This is a genomic window from candidate division WOR-3 bacterium, assembly GCA_039802205.1.
In the GTDB taxonomy this organism is placed as follows: domain Bacteria; phylum Hydrothermota; class Tepidihabitantia; order SM23-42; family JAOAFX01; genus JAOAFX01.
Genome location: JBDRWD010000027.1, coordinates 1 through 16,437 on the forward strand (window position 1 = coordinate 1; position 16,437 = coordinate 16,437).

Consider the following 16,437-nt stretch of genomic DNA (forward strand, 5'->3'; position numbering starts at 1 on the left):
AGTTATCCTTTGACGATTGGGGTTGGTGCGACGGATAACGGGGATAATATTGCCAGTTTTTCATCCCGTGGTCCGGCGCCTAATATTTCGCCGATCAACGATCCTCAGTATTGGTATTATTCAACTTGGAATCTTTTGAAGCCTGATGTTTCGGCTCCGGGTGTGAATGTGCGGTCGTCTTATAATAATGGTGGTTATACCTCACTGAATGGTACTTCTATGGCATCACCCCATGTGACGGGTGGAACTGCGGTCTTATTGCAGAAGAATCCGAATTTGACGGTTCAGGACCTGTATGATTTATTCCGGAATTATTGTGATCAGCCTTCGGGTGGTGGTCCGTATCCGAATAACAATTATGGTTGGGGTAGGATAAACTTGTGGCGTTCATTACAGGCAGTTCCAACCAGCAACCGACCGAATGTAGTGTTGAGCCGGACCAACATTGTTAACGACAACAATGGCAATGGGAAACTTGATCCAGGCGAGAACGCCGGGATAGTCACCTATGTGAAGAATACCGGTGGTGTAGTTGCGACCAATGTCCAAGGTAGGTTACGCACTACCTCGCCTTATATCACCATCACTGATTCCACCTATACCTACGGCACCATCAATCCCGGAGATAGTGCCAATAATGCCTCGGATCCTTATGATATCAGTGTCCATGCCTCAACACCACCTGGGCATGTAGCAAACTTCCAGTTGGTTCTTATCGCTGCAGAGACTACCTGGGTAAGAACTTTCTCATATCAGGTTGGAATTGCACCAGGAGAAATCATCTGGGGTCCGAAATCGCTTCCCAACTTTCCAACGAGCCAGTTCATTTATGGTGTGGCTTATGACCGAATTGGGGATAGAATTTATGTTGTCGACTTTCTCTCCACACAAATCCGTTATTATTCTTCAGATAGTTTTGTAACCTACTATGGTGCCATCACCGCGCCCGAGGACTCCGGTGTTGACTTAGCCTATTCCAGGTATGACGATAGGCTCTACTTTGCCAATTATCCACAGAAACGGGTGTGGAAATTGAATAAAACTACGGGAGCAGTCTTGCGGCAGTTCAACAATCCTGCCAATGATTATCCTGTAGGTATTGCATTCCGGCCACCCAATACCATGTGGTTTGCTGATAGAAGAACTTCGCTGGGCGCAACTCAATTGATATATATCGGTGATACGCTCGGCACTGCGACTTCTTACAACAGCCCAATCCAGGGGTATTATAACACCCGTTGTCTGGCTTACGACTCTTTAGGCAATTCCTTCGTGAATGTCCAGACCTGGTTCAATGCAAATCAGGGTCTCGATAGTGTCGGCGTTGTTGAAATGTCAGGAACGCCTCCCACGCTCACCGGAAAGAGATTCCTGTTAAATCCGGGCTGGAATATTCGTGGAATTGAATTTGACCCAAGGGATGGTAATTACTGGATAACGATCGTCCAAATCAGTGGTTCTTATGTCAACCAGATCGTGAAGGTTAAAGGCTTCTATACCCCGCTCACGCCGGTTGAAGAAACCGAAAAAGAGAATGTTGCAAAATGGAAATTGCTCAAGGTCGTGCCCAATCCAGCACAGAATGAACTCGCATTCCACATAAACCCCAACAATGTGAAAAATAATTATCTCAACATCTACGATATCAGCGGCCGCCTCGTCGCACGCGTACCCTTCAACAAAGGTGAGAGCATCATCCATTGGAACCCACGCCGCGCGGCTTCTCTTGCCGATGGCATCTACTTTGTGACCCTGGAGAAGGATGACGGTGTCCTCACCCAGAAGTTCGTCCTGACCCATTAGTAAATCCTTCCTCCAAAGCCCCGGCTATGCCGGGGCTTTTTTATTACTCCTGTGATTGACAAAAGACATTTATTCAGTATAATCTTGATGAATCAGAATCTAAGGAGTGCTGATGGAAAAAAAGGTACTATTTGAATATGATGAAAAATTGAACATTGTCTTTACCGAAGATCATTGGGAGATCAAAACGAAACAGGATGTCGATGAATTTTTTGCAGAATATCAAAATTACTTTCAAAAACTGGGGAAGAAAGTCTATATGATCTCCAATATTGACAATCTTTTAGTCCATGCAGAGATTGCTGATTATTACGGTGAGGTGGCAAAGAATACTGTAGCCAAATATCTTTTGGGTTTTGCCCGCTATGGAACCAAAGATTGGGCGCGGATGACTGTGCGGACGACATCCCTGAAGGCAAAATTTCCTCCCAATATCTACAACACCCGAGAAGAAGCCATTGCTGCAATTGAAAAGCAAAAACAATCAAAAAAAGATGAATAATATTGGTATATTTGATTCAGGAGCGCTATGGAATACTTAAAATACCAATCCCCTAAAATTGGGAAAACAGCTAAAAAATTAATTGAACGGGATAAAAAGGTTTTATTTGGCGCCCACACCCGGACCCGCGAGATACCCTTGGTCGTGGACCGGGCAAAAGGGGCCTGGATAACTGATGTTGATGGTAAAAAATATCTGGATTTTGGTGCTGGATTCGCCGTCGTTGCCACTGGACATTGCCACCCAGAAGTGATAAAAGCAGTCAATCAACAGATGCGGAAACTGATTCATATCTCTGGCAGCGATTTTTACTATGAACCCCAGATTACTCTTGCGGAAAAACTCATTAAAATTACTCCAGGAAATTTTGATAAACGTGTCTATTTCGGTTCTTCTGGTGCTGAGGCGATAGAAGCCTCCCTGAAGATTGCCCGTTATTATACACGCCGGCCCCGCATGATCTCCTTTATCGGGGGTTTCCATGGTCGGACATTTGCGGGGATGACGGTATCAGGAAGCAAAAAGGTCCAGCGAGCACATTTCTCCGCCCTAATCCCTGAAGTTTATCATATTCCATATCCCCATTGTTATCACTGTATTTTTAATCACACCTATCCGGAGTGCATAAAAAAAGAATTTGAAGGGGTTCCTTTGCTTTACTGTCTATCTTATCTCACGGATGTAATCTTTGAACGCCTTATCGATCCTGAGGATGTTGCTTTGATCATGGTAGAACCGATCCAAGGCGAGGGTGGTTATATCGTTCCGCCACCAGAGTTTCTCCCCGCCTTAAGGAAACTTGCCGATAAATATGGCATCATTCTGGTATTTGACGAAATTCAAAGTGGACTGGGCAGAACCGGTAAGTGGTTCGCCTGTGACCATGTGAATGTCGCACCAGATATAATTTTAATCGCCAAAGCCATCGCCTCAGGGCTACCGATGAGTGCCACTGTTGGTAAAGCGGAATTGATGGATTGCAGAGTTGATTCTCGTGCCTGGGTGCCTGGTTCCCATGGTTCTACCTTTGGTGGTAACCCAGTGATTGCTGCGGCGGGTATTGTCTCCCTAAAATTGATTGAAAATGGGCTGATTGAAAATGCCCGGGTGGTCGGAGAATATCTCAAAAATGGGTTGATTGAGATAATGAACCGGCATAAGATCATCGGTGAAGTCCGGGGACTGGGTTTGATGATTGGACTGGAAATCGTCCAACATAAAGAAACCAAAGAGCCTTTTCCCAAAGCAGTGACAAAAGATGGCAAAAATATAAAAGAAGTTATCACCGGCGAATGTTTTAAGAGGGGTTTGATCCTCTATGGTGCAGGATTCAATTCGATAAGAATCTCTCCTCCCCTCATCATCACCAAGAATGAAGCTGAGACTGCCCTAAGAATCATTGAAGAAGCGATTACCTTTGTAGAATCTCAGTTATGATCAACCCTGCTATCTTTCGGGAATATGACATAAGGGGTATTGCCGAGACCGATTTAAACGACGAAAATGTCGAATTACTCGGGCAGGCGATTGGTACCTATTTCCATTTACACAACCAAAATAGTGTGGTGATTGGTGGGGATGTTCGTCTTTCCACGCCCCGGATCATGAAAATTTTAATAAAATCACTGCGCCAAACCGGATGCACGGTCTTTGATATTGGCATTGTTCCCACTCCGGTTCTTTATTTCTCGCTTTTTTTCACCGGTATCCCTAATGGGATAATGGTAACTGCCAGCCACAACCCCAAGGAATTCAATGGCTTTAAAATCTGTCTCAACAAAAGTGCGATCTATGGTGAGGAAATCCAAAAGATCCGACGGCTCGTTGAAGAAAAGAATTTTGCAAAAGGTGATGGTAACTATGAAAAGAAGGAGGTCATCCCCGATTATATTGACTTTATCCTCTCCCGGGTCAAAGTAAAGTCAAATCTGAAAGTTGCAGTGGATACCGGCAATGGCACCTGCGGACCAATCATGAAAGAAATCTTAAACAGGGTTAATGCAAATTTTGAAATTTTATATCAAGAGCCGGACGGTAATTTTCCCCATCATCTCCCTGACCCGACGGTGGAAAAGTATATCAAAGACTTGATCGAAAAAGTCAGAACCCAAAATTTTGACCTTGGTATCGGGCTTGATGGTGATGGTGATAGAATCGGGGTTGTGGACGAGAATGGAAGAATCATCTGGGGCGATGTCCTTCTGGCGATCTTTGCTGAAAAAATCCTGCAAGCACAGCCCGGTGCAAAGATCATTTTCGAGGTGAAATGTTCCAAAGGATTGATTGAAAGAATCGAAGAACTCGGGGGCAAGCCACTCATGTACCGCACCGGTCATTCGTTAATAAAGGCGAAGATGAAGCAGGAGAATGCACCCTTGGCAGGAGAAATGTCCGGACATATCTTCTTTGCCGACCGCTATTTTGGTTATGACGATGCAATCTATGCCTCACTACGTCTTCTGGAGATACTCAGTGCCGGTGAAAAACTCTCCACCCTGGCAAGCAAGGTTCCTAAGTATTTCTCCACCCCGGAAATCCGGGTTGACACCACCGATGCCCAAAAATTTTCTATCGTGGAAAGATTAAAAGACGAGTTTAAAGGACAATACCCAATAATTGACATTGACGGAGTGCGTGTTGATTTTGGCGATGGTTGGGGATTGGTCCGGGCATCCAATACCCAGCCGGTGCTCGTCCTCCGTTTTGAAGCCAAAACGGAGGCACGTTTGGAAGAAATAAAAAATCTTTTTTTGGATAAATTGAAAAGACTGTTATAAAAGGGGGGCATATGAGTTTTATCTTTTTTGTTCTCTGGACAACTATGGAAACCCCGGATTTTCTGCCCCAGTGGATGACCCCTGAAGAAAGTCTGCGAATTGATGAAATTGGTAAATACCATAGGGTCACCGCGCCTCCGGGTGGTTTTGTTGTAACCCCTGCCGAATATGAACCAGTACGCGCGGTCTTCGTCACCTGGACGAGTTATGCTTCAGTGCTCCGCGAGATTGTCCGTAATGTCGTCCCTACCTGTAAGGCGTATATCATCACCTCAGACAGCAATAGCGTAAAGAATTATCTAACAAGCGGCGGTGTTCCGCTGGATAGCGTCCGCTTCTATAATTTCCCTTACAACTCAGTCTGGATCCGGGATTATGGTCCATGGTTCATCCGAAAACAGGATAATACCGAAGGAATTGTGGACTTTGTATACAACCGTCCCAGGCCGGCTGATGACACCATTCCTCGATGTATCAGTCGTGTATGGGGCATTCCTTATTATGGTTCACCTTTAAAACATCCGGGTGGCAATTTCATGGTCGATGGACATGGCACTGGATTTTTCAGCAGTTTAATTTATGAAGAGAATCCAGGTTGGACACAGACTCAAATCAATGATTCGATGCTTGCATATAATGGTCTGGAACAGACGATACCGGTGAAGAGGATTCTCACTGAATATACCGGTCATATTGATCTTTGGACAAAGATCCTGAATGATACGTTGGTCATGGTTGGTGACTATGCTGCGGGGCATCCCAATGATACGGTTCTTGATAACCGTGCCGACTCCATCAGTCGTTGCAAAAACCGCGAGGGCTTTCCTTATCGGGTGGTCAGAATTGTGATGCCCTGGTCAAATTCCGATGCACCACCAACTTATTTGAACTCCCTTTTTGTAAACAATAGAATTCTTGTGCCGACCTGGGGGTTGTCAACTGACCAAGAGGCGCTTAATACATACCAACAATATCTGCCCGGATACCAGGTGGTTGGAATAAACTGTTCATCGATGAGTGGTTCGGGCGGTGCAATACACTGTATCACAATGCAGGTGCCAAAATCGGAATTTGTCCATATTGCCCACAACCGTCTTACTGATACCTACAATGCCTCTACACCTTATCGGGTGCGTGCCCGAATCATCACCTCCAGCGCTCTCCGGCCCGAATCTACCCTGGTCTTTTACAAAAAAAATAGCCAGCCCAATTTTGCTGCTGTTCCTTTGAGTGCCGTCTCTGATACACCTGGTGTCTATGCCGGATATATTCCGCCCCAGGCACCCGGTGATACAATCTATTACTATCTCCTCGCCAAAAATCTGCAGAATATACGAAGGACTTCGCCCTCCTATGTCCCACCCCAATTATACTCTTTCCGAATTCTTCCGGTGGCAGTTCTTGAACAGATTCTCCATAAGGTAAATGGGTTTGTGATTTATCCCAATCCGACAAAAGGGTTTATCAACTTCACCGTAAATCTACCCTATCCGGCAGATGTTAAGATAGATATATACAATGCAGTCGGCCAGAGGGTGAAATCTTTGGAAAATCGATTTGCGAGCGGAAAGCATACGTTAACATTTGACCTGACGAACGGGAAGAAAATTCTTTCCGCGGGTGCTTATTTCTATCAGGCAAAGATTGACAAAGATGTAATCACGGGTAAATTCCTGCTGGTGGAATAAAGGACTAAAAAGGAACCAATGAAGATCGTAAAAAAGATTGTAGAACTTAAAAAATTAGTAAAGCAAATCAAAAGCAAAAAAAAGACTATCGGTTTTGTGCCCACGATGGGTTATCTCCATGAAGGACATCTCTCCCTGATAAGGATTGCCCACAAAAACAGTGACTATGTTGTTTGTTCTATCTTCGTCAATCCTATCCAGTTCGGGCCGAACGAAGATTTCAATCGTTATCCAAGGGATTTAAAAAGAGATGAGGCGCTTTTAAAAAAAGAGCAGGTTGATCTGCTTTTTTATCCTTCAATAGCAGAGATGTATCCCAATGGATATAAGACTTATGTAGAAGTGGAAGGTTGGAGTTCCATCCTCTGTGGCAAATCCCGACCTGGGCATTTTCGTGGTGTGGCAACAGTAGTGCTAAAGTTGTTTAATATCGTCCAACCCGATGTCGCTGTTTTCGGAGAAAAGGACTATCAACAGGCAATGATCATCAAACAGATGGTAAAGGATTTAGACCTGGATGTTAAGGTCATCACCGGACCGATAATCCGTGAGCCTGATGGTCTTGCCATGAGTTCCCGAAATACCTATTTAAATGCCGAAGAGCGCTCCAATGCTACAATTCTTTATCAGGCTTTGAGTTGGGCAAGAAATTCCTTTTATAAAGAGAATATCAAGAGCCCGGAGTATCTAATAAACCAGATGCGCCAGATGATCGAAAACAAAGGCGGCCAGATTGATTATATTGCGATTGTTGATAAGAATGACCTTACGCCTGTAAGGTATATAAAAAAAGGCGACCGGATATTGCTCGCGGTATTTTTCGGCAAGACGAGGCTGATAGACAACATCGCAATTTAAAAATCATGACAAATAAAAAATGATAACTATAATTTAAATTAAAGGAGGAATAATGAAAAAATTACTCGCCATAGCAATCGCTGCAACAATGCTGAGCGGATTATATGGATTGACACTGAGTCTCAGCGGTGCCTTTCAGGATATCACCAATGAATACGAAGGAGGTGCCTACCTGGGAGCAAAGGTCGATATAATCATGGGCCTATTACCCATTCTAAAGGCACGTGGATTTCTAATGGAGCTTGATTTTAGCGAAGGAACTCCAATGACGTTTGGAACTTTCACTGGAACAGATTTATTGATTAATATACCAATGGCAGCGTCTGTGCAGCCTTATGTGGTTACGGGATTTTGGTTTGTCAAAGATGAATATATGACAATTAAGGGCGGGCTTGGAGCAGAAATGGGATTCGGTAATGTGAGTGGCTATCTTGAAGGAAATATCAACTTTTTCAAGCCCGATCAAGGCGATAGCTATATGCCTATTAATATAATGGGTGGGCTCAGATTCCCGTTGAATTTCGGCTTATAACGGAGTCTCCAAACAAATTTTGCAAAGGCGGGCTTTTGCCCGCCTTTTTTGTCTCCTTAAGAAAGATAAGAGGCTGTATCACAATTCAAATTTTATGGGTAGCCGCTCCTTCAGGGTGCAAAATTATTTTCAGATTTTGACATAATTTATTCGCAGGCTAAAGCCTGCGCCTACAATTTTCCGGGTTATGACACAACTTCTAAGGGAATTGCCTTGCGTTGAATTTAAATTAAGGAATTTGTTGAAACAGTCTGGGAAAGAACTAAATTGCTCATTAAAACTTTGCAGCAATCGGCATCCTTCTACCTAATCCGAATGCTTTGGAAGTAACCTTCAGGACTGGTGGTGCCTGACGCCTTTTGTATTCATTTTTATTGACCGCCTTTATCACCCAGTCCACAGTCCCTTCTTTATAGCCTTTGGCGAGAATCTCTTCTTTAGAAAGCCCATCTTCAATATAAAATTGCAGAATTGGATCAAGGATTTCATAGGGTGGTAATGTATCCTGGTCGAGCTGATTCGGCCTCAATTCTGCTGAGGGTGGTTTTTTAATAATGGATTGCGGAATCTTTTCTTTTTCTCGATTGATAAACTGGCTGATTTCATAAACCATAGTCTTGGGCACATCACCAATCACTGCCAGGCCACCGCTCATATCCCCATAGAGGGTGCAATAACCAACAGCAAGTTCGCTTTTATTACCGGTGGTTAAAACGAGATAGCCAAATTTATTGGAAAGCGCCATTAAAATATTGCCCCTTATCCTTGCCTGAATATTCTCTTCCGTAGTATCAAACTCTCGATCTTTGAAAACATCTTTTAAAGTTTTGAGATATGCATTATAAATTTCGGTTATGGGAATGGTTTTTAATTCTATTCCCAGATTTTCAGCAAGTTTTCTTGAATCTTCAACACTTGCGGCGGAAGAGAACGGACCGGGCATTGCAACGCCCAAAACATTCTCCTTTCCGAGGGCATCAACCGCAATACAGGCGACAAGGGAAGAATCAATTCCTCCGGAAAGGCCGATAATGGCTTTTTTAAATCCACATTTTGTTACATAATCCCGCACACCGAGCACCAGGGCTTGATATATGCTCGCAATTGCATCAATAGGTCTATAATTATTAAAATCCCCCCGAGCATTTGTATCAACCGTCTTAATACATTCGGTGAAAGCAGGGAGAACTTCTACCGGCAGACCATCCCTATCAATAATCATACTCCGCCCATCAAATATCAATTCATCATTGGCACCGATTTGATTTACAAAGATGAAGGGAACTCGGTATTTTTGGGTATGGCGCTGGAGTATTTTAAAGCGAATTTCCTCCTTGCCCACGGTAAATGGAGAGGCGGAAATGTTTATTAAAACTGTTGCTCCCTTCTCTACCAGGATTTGAATAGGGTCGTGTTTGTAGAACTGTCTTTGCCATAATTCAGGCACATTCCAGGCATCCTCACAGACTGAAATCCCGATTACTTCATCTTTAAATCTAATTGGCCTTATCTCATCTGCAGGGTCAAAATATCTTGCCTCATCAAACACATCGTAGGTTGGTAATAAAGATTTATGCTGAATATGATTAATAAGGCCCCGATATATTAATATCGCTGAATTATACAATCCCCTTCCGGTACTTTTATAAGAATACATGGGCGCACCGAAAATGATACCAATATCAGGATAAAATGAAGATAATTTAATAACCTCCTCTATTGCCCTTTCAATCTTTTTAATGAACCATCTTCGTTCCAGCAAGTCCTGGGGTGGATAACCAGATAAAAATAGTTCAGGGAAAACTACCAGATCACTATTTTCTCCTTGAACCTTCTGCACCGTCTGTATGATTTTGGCTAAGTTGCCCTCTATGTCACCGACCAGGGGATTTAATTGGGCTAAGGTGATTTTCATACAGGAATTATAACAAATATGTCTTTGAAGTCAAGGAAAGGATAAAAATAAAATGGGCGGGCAAAAGCCCGCCCTTTTTTAAACTCAACTTTATTTATTTTACCACACACCAGCGCAGACCAGCGATCGGCTGATAAGCAATCTTGAGCGTGACCTGCACACCGTTAATTCCCACCACTTGGATCTTGCCAAAATGGTCAGTTGAAGCATCCCAATTATCGTTCGTGGGATCGATCCAGAAGTAATAAACTGCCCCACTCACCACATCGGTTTGAGTTGAATATCCACCAGGTGCATCAGCAATCTTTACATTATCATAATTGGTCTGCCCGCTATTCTTTGTGGTATTCACTTCGTTATTTATCGGCGGCTGGCGATCGCTGGGCGATACAAATTTAATTGTGCTGCCACTGCTGTAAATCCAGTAATCGATCAATGGATGGTTGCTGGGATTGGAGATGGAGTAAGCCACTGCCTGTCCCTGGGCATTGAAGCCGAACCCACTTGGATGGGTAGTGTCTGGATCAGAACTACCATATACTATTAATGAAGCAGTTTCCACAGCGCCACAATCGATCTTATCCTTACCACTTTCCTGGTCGCCGGCGTAGGCTGATACTTCATATTGTGCAGCAGGGACCGTCGCATCGTAAGAAGTGGTTGTCACTGTGTCAACCACTTCACCATCCGCATAGATAATATAGCCATCGGCATCGGTGATCTCATCCCATTCAAGTTTGAGGGTTCCTCCCTTGTCATCTGTCTTTACCGTGTAGCTCACATCTGGTGTTTCTAATGTTACCTCTTTTTCGCACCCAATAAAAACCAATAAGGCAATTGCTAAAGAAAGAATAAATAGCCTTTTCATTTTTTCCTCCTACTTTTGAGTGGGTGGTCTTAATCCACCACCTGTCCCACCACCGCTTGGTGGTTTGGGCATGCCTTTATGATATTTATCAAGATGGGCATTATAGTTAGCGGTTAATGAATCCAATGCGGTTTGAAGACTCTGCACCTGGGTCTTCAAAGCACTGATCTCAGCCTTTACCGCATCCAGCTGTTCGGTCGTTACCACATTTGCCTGTTGTGGTTGTTGACAGCCGACTATCGCAAAGACGAATGCGATAACCAGCAAGATTGCGAGTTTTCTCATATTTTACCTCCTTGTTCCTCGCTCAATGGGCCTAAGTGGAATCGAACCACTCACCTCACGCTTATCAGGCGTGCGCTCTAACCAACTGAGCTATAGGCCCATGAATTTTTCTATCGCGCTAATTATAGTCTAAAAGCCTGGTGTTGTCAATACTAAATTAACCAGGCTTATTTAAATTTCCTTATTTTCTCGGATGCTCGGGATCCGGAACGCAGGCCCCAACCGGACAAACCGAAGCACATTGGGGCTCATCAAAATGTCCAACGCATTCAACACACTTATTAAAATCTATCTTGTAGATTGGATCCCCTTCGCTTATTGCCTGAACCGGACACTCTGGTGCACAAAGCCCACAAGCCGTGCAATCTTCGGTAATCTTATATGCCATTTTGCCTCCTTTTAAACTGCAAGATTATATTTATTTTTTATCAAATGTCAAGCACTATTGTATCTGAGTCTTCTCCACTTTTTTCAAATTATTTATGCCACTGGATTATTTAGAGGTAGCCGCATCCTTCAGGGTGCGAAATATTCTGGGATTTAAAAAGATTTATCCGCAGGCTATAGCCTGCGCCTACCATTTTACCGGTCACCACCCGAGAATTTCAGGTTGGCATTTTTTATTTATGCAAGGCTAAAGCCTTGCCCTACAAAAATCCAAACGCTAAATCATTGATTACCCTTACAAATTTTGCCCATGAGTTTTATCGTTCCTTCACAAGATATGAAAAATATGGAGAGGAGTGAGCTATTGTATTTGAACCAAATTCTTTAGCCTCTCCTTCGCTCTTATTCCCACCGGCAAATTTGGATATTTTACCACCAATTCTTCCAGTATTTTTACGCCTTCTTTTTTCTTACCCGTCTTTAAATATATTTCAGCAACGAGTAAGCGTGTCTGATGGATACGCGATGCGGGAAAATCCCTTATTAATTGCTCAAGTGCCGACAAGGCCTGATTATACTCACCCCGCTTTTCATAAATAAGAGCCAAATAATACCATGCATAATCGCCGATACCGGTGCGGCTGAGGTTTTTTAGACTATCCTGAGCAGACTCCCAATCTTTAATTTCATAAAGATATATTGCCCGGGCAAACCTTTTTAATGTAGTTGTATCGTTACGGACCGATTCAAAGAGATGGAGTCTTTCCAGGGCATCGTTTGCGGCTCTTGCATTCGGATATTTGGCGACCGTCTTGAGATACTCCTCCCGTGCCCGTATCAATTCGGTTTGGAAAAAAAGATTATCGCCGATAAGGAGGTTGATCTGTGCTTGTTCTTCTATCCCAAAGCAGTCAGCATATTTTTTTAAAAGGACACATGCACTATCAAATAGCCGCTCTTTTAAAAAGAGTTGATTCAATTCTACCAAGTAATGAAATTGAAGATCACTCGCCAAGAGTCGCTCTAAAGAATCTGATTGAGTAGAGAATTGCCATAACAGAAACAGAATCATCTCTCTTCCATCAATGCCCGAAAATATTCCCGGATATACAATTCATATTCCTCAGGATAAGGTTGTTTCAATGCCTGCTGGAGGAGTTCCCGAAGTTCATCCTTACTCAGTTCTTCGGGTGTGAGCACAGGCGAAGGTCGTTTGACATCCACGCCCGGCCGGCTTTTGCGCTCTTTTGTCCAATCTTCCTGGCGGATTGAACGCTCGGCATCCAGCAACCGGGAGATGATCCGTTGTTGGCGTTCAATCATTTTTCGGTCAATCTTGTATTGGTACAATGCCTCTTCAATCTCTTTCATCTCCTCCGTAAGATTGTCCAATAATTCCTGAAACCTCCCGGCCTCCGGAGTGCCTTTCAGGGCCTCAAGGGCTTCGCGCAACTCCCGCTGTTTCCCTGCGAGTCGTTGTATTTGTGCCATCTGTTCCGGAGTCAATCCGCTCGCGGGAATGGGGAAGATACTAAATAATGATTGTCCGATACCCATCTGTTGCTGGGTGAGGGACGAGAGATTTTTCAAGAATTCATCCATCCCTGTAGAGGAGCCACTACCTTCCCCTGCTTTTTTCAGACTCTGAAGTAGAGAAAGGGCTGCCAGATTTAATTGTTTCATCGCCTCCTGGGCATGGATTTTTCCCGTATTTACCGGATTTAAAGAAGCCATTTCCATCTCCTTTAATGCCCGACTCAGGCGCTTGCCAATCTCCGGTCCTACATATACACTCTTCACCTGCTGGGCGTAGAGACTTTCTGCAACTGTTTTTGTCGCCCGGATAATATCTGCCTGCTGACCTGGATCAATCTTTTCTAACCTGAGCAATTCCTCTTCCAGTTTTGATAATTCAATGATTTGATTCAAACTTTCCAGTAAGTTTTTTCTTAAATTCGCCATGCGTCCTCGGGTGAGTTCTTCATACATATGCTGCAAATCCGCAGCGAGTTTGCTCAGTCCTTTTTTTAAATCCTCCAGCCTATAATTTTGTCCCCGGGACATGCCCTTGGCCTGTCTGGCTGCTTCCCTCAATTGATCAGCTATTTCGGGTTCTAAATCCAAAGATCGGGCAAGTCTGGCAATCTCCTGCGCCAGACTATCAATCGCCTGGTATAGACTATCAAGTGCTTGGTTGAACTCTTTGCTCCCCTGCTCTGCCTCCTTGATTTTCAATTCCTCAGCCCGGGTCGCAAGTTTCTCTGCCTGCGCTGCTAGTTCCTTTAACTTCTCTTCCTGCTGATACCGCTTTAATAACTCAAGTGTCCGCTCCAAAGCCCGTGCCAGTTCTTCCTGGGCTTCTCTTAATTGCTCCATCGTTTTTTTCAACTCTTCTGGATTCCTGTTTAGCGTCTGCTTTAAATTCTCCAAAGCCTGCTTAAGTTCCTCTGGCGCAATCTCCTGCAAAATTCTTGTGATCTCCTGTAGCCGTTCAATGGACTTCGGATCAAGGAGCACACCGCTTTTCAATTTCTCAATCGTGTTTTGTAACTCTTTTTGCCATTCTTCAATCTTTTTTAAGACATTCTCCTCTTTATTGATTATCTCTTTAAGTTTTTCATTATCAAGATAAGATAATGTCCTTTCTCTCTTCAATTTATCCTCAAGCCTGCTTATCTCCTGCATCCCCGCTTGATGAATTTCTTTTATCTCTTCTAAATCACCCTGGACTAAATCTTCTTTAGCCCGCACCTCTTCATATATCTGCTCCACGGTGGGAAAGTATATATAATAACGCTTGCTCCTTGTCTTCTGTCCGGCATTATCCTGAACTTCCACAAAATAAAGCAGCTGGTCCCCCGGTAGCATTCTTAAACTGTTCAGGTCCCAATCGTAGTAAATTGTATCTTCGGTACATCCTTTTTTAAATTTCAGTTCGACTTGATTTTCCTCTTTTAATCTATAATTCAAACTGATCCGCTGCAAACCGTAATCATCACTACATTTTATACCGAGGGTGAGTTTCATCTCGGGAGGCACATTTATATTGTAGCCGGGATAAAAAATTTCCACAAGCGGTGGCAGGTCGGGCAGAGCATAGATGGTGATTGGTTCAAGATGCGATCCTCTTCCCACAATATACAAACTGGCGGTGCCGCTTTTACTTATCTCAAACTCACCCCTGAATTGGTCTTGGTTACAGAAAAGATTGATGGTATCATGAAAGATAAATTTTGCCTCCTTCAAAGTTTGCGATGCCTTACCCCTTATTTCCACCTGGGTGCCGCGGGGTGCGACCAACTGCCGTTCGGTTTTAGTCTCTTCCTGGAGATTTGTATATTTTGGATAATGAAGGATAAAAGATAACTCCTTTAAATAGATTGGTTCAAGCACCCCGATACTAAACCGCTCGCTCCGAAAATTTAAAAATTCAAAATAGTAAGCAAATGGTTCATTCACTTCCAGTCGGATATGACCCTTATTATCAATCACCGGTAGCGGAATTCTCTTCACCTTTGTGCTACTCTGATAAACTAAGGTGATCTTTTTCGGGATGTAAACACCAAAGAAGTTTATCATCAGATCCACATTCTCACCCCGATTAAAATCCTTTGATGTGGGACTTACTGAATACCCAATCTTATGGTTCAGAGCAAAATAAAACCTTTCGGGGAAAAAAGCAGGATAGGTAAGGGCTAAAACCAGCGTGATAAGTAAAAAACTCAAAGCGCGATGTAAATATTCTTTCTCTAAAAAATTGTGCACATTCAACGACTGGAATTTCTTTTCATTAGAAGCGATAAATGCTGCAATCAAATCCGGTGCATAACCCTCCCGATTATCCTCACCAATTTGAGCGAGCTGGATACTGCTGACTAATTCCCCTTGGGCTTGTAATCTTTTATCCAATTCCCTTGCCCAGTAATAGAAACTCTTTTGGCGATAAAATAATAAAGGCACCAGCCCCAGGAGTCCATAAAGTGGCGATTTCAAAAGGAATAAAGCGGTGGTAGTTGCTATGACAACTGTGCCCAGCGAAAATAAAATCAAGGCTAAGGTATTAATAAAATGCTGTCTATGTGCATATTCAGATATTTTCTTTTCTACTATCATCTTCGTGTGAGGGCATACACGACAATATTTATCCCCATCTGTAATGCTTGTTCTCTCTTTTCGGGTGGATCATTATGCACATCTGGATCCTCCCAGCCGTCTCCCAGGTCTGTCTCGTAAGAATAAAAAACCACCAACCGGCCATCATAGATAATCCCCAAACCCTGGGGAGGCTTATTATCATGCTCATGGATTTTGGGAAGGCCATCGGGGAAATCATAAAAGGCGTGGTATATGGGATGGTCAAAAGGTAATTCCACAAGCGGTAACTCCGGAAAGAGTCGCGCCATCTCCCGGCGGAACGAAGAGTCCATGCCATAGCAATCATCGGCATGTAAAAAACCTCCATTGATAAGATAATTTCTTAAAATTTTTATTTCTTCCTCGGTGAATTTTACATTCCCGTGGCCGGTCATGTAGAGATATGGATATTTAAACAAATCCGGATTGGTCAATTCCATTGTCACTTCCTTAGGTGCGGCACGGATTGTCGTCCGCTCATTGAGTGCTTTGAGGAGATTGGGCAAAGAACTGGGATCGCAATACCAATCACCGCCCCCTCCATACTTTAAGCGGGCAATGGTGAAATCATACTGGGTTATCAGCAGCAATACGAAAAATAAGGGTGCCATATTTTTATTATAAACTGAATCTGAATGTTGTCAAGAAAAAGGTGCAGCAATCCTACATCTTTCTGGAATGTTTTTTG

Annotated in this window: 14 protein-coding genes and 1 tRNA gene; 7 read left to right on the plus strand and 8 right to left on the minus strand. The window is 43.5% G+C overall.

The features are described from left to right. From ABIL39_06910 to ABIL39_06940, 7 genes are all read left to right on the plus strand, one after another. A partial coding sequence (locus tag ABIL39_06910; protein MEO0165849.1) for a S8 family serine peptidase occupies nt 1-1,803 on the plus strand: 1,803 nt, incomplete at its 5' end. Nucleotides 1,804-1,915: 112 nt separating this feature from the next. Continuing rightward, nucleotides 1,916-2,305, plus strand: coding sequence for a hypothetical protein (locus ABIL39_06915; protein MEO0165850.1), 390 nt, complete (start codon nt 1,916-1,918; stop codon nt 2,303-2,305). A gap of 27 nt (nt 2,306-2,332) precedes the next feature. Then, entirely contained in the window at nt 2,333-3,742 is a 1,410-nt protein-coding gene (locus ABIL39_06920) for an acetyl ornithine aminotransferase family protein (GenBank protein ID MEO0165851.1), read from the plus strand. Beyond that, on the plus strand, nt 3,739-5,082 hold the full coding sequence (locus ABIL39_06925) for a phosphomannomutase/phosphoglucomutase (protein ID MEO0165852.1): 1,344 nt from the start codon (nt 3,739-3,741) through the stop codon (nt 5,080-5,082). Before ABIL39_06920 ends, ABIL39_06925 begins: the two co-directional genes overlap by 4 nt. Before the next feature lie 11 nt (nt 5,083-5,093). After that, a complete protein-coding gene (locus ABIL39_06930) occupies nt 5,094-6,770 on the plus strand; it encodes an agmatine deiminase family protein (GenBank protein ID MEO0165853.1) in 1,677 nt (558 codons plus the stop codon). An 18-nt stretch (nt 6,771-6,788) separates the two neighbouring features. Further along, nucleotides 6,789-7,628 carry a pantoate--beta-alanine ligase gene (panC, locus tag ABIL39_06935; protein ID MEO0165854.1) on the plus strand — a complete coding sequence of 280 codons (840 nt, stop codon included), beginning with the start codon at nt 6,789-6,791 and terminating at the stop codon, nt 7,626-7,628. 52 nt (nt 7,629-7,680) lie between these two features. Next, nucleotides 7,681-8,160 carry a hypothetical protein gene (locus ABIL39_06940; GenBank protein MEO0165855.1) on the plus strand — a complete coding sequence of 160 codons (480 nt, stop codon included), beginning with the start codon at nt 7,681-7,683 and terminating at the stop codon, nt 8,158-8,160. A gap of 274 nt (nt 8,161-8,434) precedes the next feature. Here the strand turns inward: ABIL39_06940 and ABIL39_06945 are convergent, their stop codons facing one another. The 8 genes from ABIL39_06945 to ABIL39_06980 all read right to left on the minus strand — a co-directional run bounded on the left by ABIL39_06945 (nt 8,435) and on the right by ABIL39_06980 (nt 16,360). Continuing rightward, nucleotides 8,435-10,075 (minus strand): NAD+ synthase, encoded by a 1,641-nt coding sequence (locus ABIL39_06945; GenBank protein ID MEO0165856.1) that lies wholly within the window; start codon nt 10,073-10,075, stop codon nt 8,435-8,437. Nucleotides 10,076-10,169: 94 nt separating this feature from the next. Then, nucleotides 10,170-10,943: a hypothetical protein gene (locus ABIL39_06950; GenBank protein ID MEO0165857.1), complete on the minus strand. Its 774-nt coding sequence runs from the start codon at nt 10,941-10,943 to the stop codon at nt 10,170-10,172. A gap of 9 nt (nt 10,944-10,952) precedes the next feature. Continuing rightward, the gene (locus tag ABIL39_06955; protein ID MEO0165858.1) at nt 10,953-11,228 is read right to left on the minus strand and encodes a hypothetical protein; all 276 of its coding nucleotides are present in this window, start codon (nt 11,226-11,228) and stop codon (nt 10,953-10,955) included. 26 nt (nt 11,229-11,254) lie between these two features. Then, nucleotides 11,255-11,328: transfer RNA gene (locus ABIL39_06960), tRNA-Ile, on the minus strand. Between the two features lie 81 nt (nt 11,329-11,409). After that, nucleotides 11,410-11,616: a YfhL family 4Fe-4S dicluster ferredoxin gene (locus ABIL39_06965; GenBank protein MEO0165859.1), complete on the minus strand. Its 207-nt coding sequence runs from the start codon at nt 11,614-11,616 to the stop codon at nt 11,410-11,412. A 360-nt stretch (nt 11,617-11,976) separates the two neighbouring features. Continuing rightward, nucleotides 11,977-12,687 (minus strand): tetratricopeptide repeat protein, encoded by a 711-nt coding sequence (locus ABIL39_06970; protein ID MEO0165860.1) that lies wholly within the window; start codon nt 12,685-12,687, stop codon nt 11,977-11,979. Next, on the minus strand, nt 12,684-15,728 hold the full coding sequence (locus tag ABIL39_06975) for a hypothetical protein (GenBank protein ID MEO0165861.1): 3,045 nt from the start codon (nt 15,726-15,728) through the stop codon (nt 12,684-12,686). The genes ABIL39_06970 and ABIL39_06975 overlap by 4 nt, the downstream gene beginning before the upstream one ends. Further along, a complete protein-coding gene (locus ABIL39_06980; GenBank protein MEO0165862.1) occupies nt 15,725-16,360 on the minus strand; it encodes a DUF4159 domain-containing protein in 636 nt (211 codons plus the stop codon). Before ABIL39_06980 ends, ABIL39_06975 begins: the two co-directional genes overlap by 4 nt. Between the last annotated feature and the right edge of the window lie 77 nt (nt 16,361-16,437).